This is a genomic window from Neisseria sp. P0021.S006 (assembly GCF_051956895.1).
The window spans coordinates 1-2,198 of the sequence record NZ_JBQCWZ010000157.1 but is presented as its reverse complement, the minus strand read 5'-3'; the positions used below and the strand labels follow the sequence as shown (position 1 = coordinate 2,198).

Below are 2,198 nucleotides of genomic sequence, written 5' to 3'. Positions count from 1 at the left end.
GGAAAGTGGCCTTGGAACTGCGGCTCGTTCATGGTGACGTTTTTAATCGCAGTCAGGGTTTTCATCGGTTCGAACGCAGTAATGCGGTCGAGTTGCAAAAACGGATAACGGTGTGGGATAAGTTTTTGAATGTCTTTGGCTTCGATCGGGAGTTGTACGTCCATGATGTTCGTCTTTCCTTGTTTGTATTGGGTTTAAACGTATTCGGATGCGGGGCGCGGACTGTTTGCGCCGCCTTTAGGCTTCGTCGCTGTCGGCAAGCTGTTTTTCCAGCGTTTTGAGGCGTTTGTTCATTTCGCTCAAACGGTGGATATAAACGGCATTGCGTGCCCAGTCTTTGTAGCCCGACATCGGGAAAATACCGGCCAGATGCTGGCCGCTTTCGGTAATGCTGTGGGTAACGGATGTACCGCCGCCGATGGTGGTTTTATCGGCGATTTCGATGTGTCCGACCGTGCCGACGCCGCCGCCGATAATGCAATAATTGCCGATGGTGACGCTGCCGGAAATACCGGTCTTGGCGGCGATAACGGTGTGCGAACCGATTTTGCAGTTGTGGCCGATTTGGACTTGGTTGTCGATTTTGGTGCCGTTGCCGACGGTCGTGTCGCTCATTGCGCCGCGGTCGATATTGGTGTTCGAACCGATTTCCACATCATCGCCCAGCGTGACTGCGCCGGTTTGCGGAATTTTAAACCATGAATCGCCGGCAAAGGCCAAGCCGAAACCGTCTGCACCGATGACTGCGCCGCTGTGAATTTCGACACGGTTGCCCAAAGTGCAGCCGTAATAGATGACGGCGTTGGAATGCAGCACGACTTCATCGCCCAACGTGCAATCGTGTTGGACAACGGCATTGGCCAAAATACGGCAGCCTTCGCCTAATACGGAATTCACGCCGATATAGGCATTCGCGCCGATTTCGCAGCTTGCCGGTACTTTGGCGCTTGCCTCGACAACGGCAGTCGGATGTACGCCGCCCTGTGCTTTGACAATCGGCGAGAACAATCGTGCCACTTTGGCAAAATAAAGATAAGGGTCGGCAGCCACAATCAGGTTGCGGCCTGCAAATTCGTCTGCGGCTTTCGGCGACACAATCACTGCGCCTGCCTGGCTGTCGTGTACTTCGGCTTTGTATTTCGGATTGGCCAAAAAGCTGATGTGTTCCGCCTGAGCCTGGTCCAACGGGCGGACGGCGGTAATGGCGATGTCTTCGCCTTTCCATTCGCCGCCGAGTTGGGAAACGATTTGGGACAGGGTGTATGCTTGTGAAGTCATGATAATCTGCCGTCAAGATGTCAGGCCGTCTGAAAGATGCCGGTTTGGGTTTCAGACGGCCTTAGGTTTGTCTGTATGGTTACATTCGCTGCCGAGCAGGGTCAGTGAGCATTTAGGGCTTTAATAACGCTGTCGGTAATGTCGTAGCGGCCGTTGACGTAAATCACGTCCTGCAAGATGAAGTCATAACCTTCGCGTTTGGCTAAATCGACGATAACGCGGTTGGCATTTTGCTGGAGCGCGGCGAATTCTTCATTGCGGCGCAAGTTGTAGTCTTCAGCCAACTCGGTCTGCTGTTTGCGGAATTTTTGTACCAGATTGCGCCATTTTTGGGTCTCCGCTTCCCTTTGGCTGTCGCTGAGTTTGTCGCTACTCAGTTTTTGCTCCAAAGTCTCGCCTTCCTGCTGCAGCTTTTGCAAGGCGGTTTGACGGCTTTTGAACTCTTTTTCCAAAGTCATCTGAATGCTTTGCGCCTGCTTGGATTCCTGATAAACGCGCTCGGTATTGATAAAACCGATTTTCTGCACGCCATCCGCCGCCGCTTGCGGCAACAGCACGAAACCCGGCAGGGCTACGGCGAGGACACGGAGGGTGTCGGCTATTTTACTCATGATAAAAATCCTTGCTTGAAAACAAACGGGCGGTTTGCAATAAGCTTGCCGCCAATCTGCCATGAGGCCGTCTGAAACGGACAAACCCGGTTTCAGACGGCCTAAACATCATCAGAATGTCGTACCGAGTTGAAATTGGAAGCGTTGGATTTCGTCGCCTTCTTTTTTCTTAATCGGATAAGCATAACTGAACTTCATCGGACCCAGCGGAGAGAGCCAGGTCACGGCAGCACCGGCAGAGTAACGCAATTCGTTTTTGAATGTCGATTTGTGCGTTGTGCCTACGCCATACACGTTTTGGAGCGCGCC

General features: G+C 52.7%; 3 protein-coding genes and 1 pseudogene. All 4 read right to left on the bottom strand.

Annotated elements, in window-relative coordinates:
* Positions 1-164: pseudogene (locus ACTHUM_RS11885) on the bottom strand (3-hydroxyacyl-ACP dehydratase FabZ); the annotation flags it as partial.
* Between the two features lie 73 nt (positions 165-237).
* Entirely contained in the window at positions 238-1,278 is a 1,041-nt protein-coding gene (gene lpxD / locus ACTHUM_RS11880) for a UDP-3-O-(3-hydroxymyristoyl)glucosamine N-acyltransferase (protein WP_440361253.1), read from the bottom strand.
* 101 nt (positions 1,279-1,379) lie between these two features.
* Positions 1,380-1,889 (bottom strand): OmpH family outer membrane protein, encoded by a 510-nt coding sequence (locus tag ACTHUM_RS11875; protein ID WP_440361252.1) that lies wholly within the window; start codon positions 1,887-1,889, stop codon positions 1,380-1,382.
* 111 nt (positions 1,890-2,000) lie between these two features.
* Positions 2,001-2,198: BamA/TamA family outer membrane protein (locus ACTHUM_RS11870; RefSeq protein WP_440402955.1), on the bottom strand; the 198-nt coding region annotated here is incomplete at its 5' end.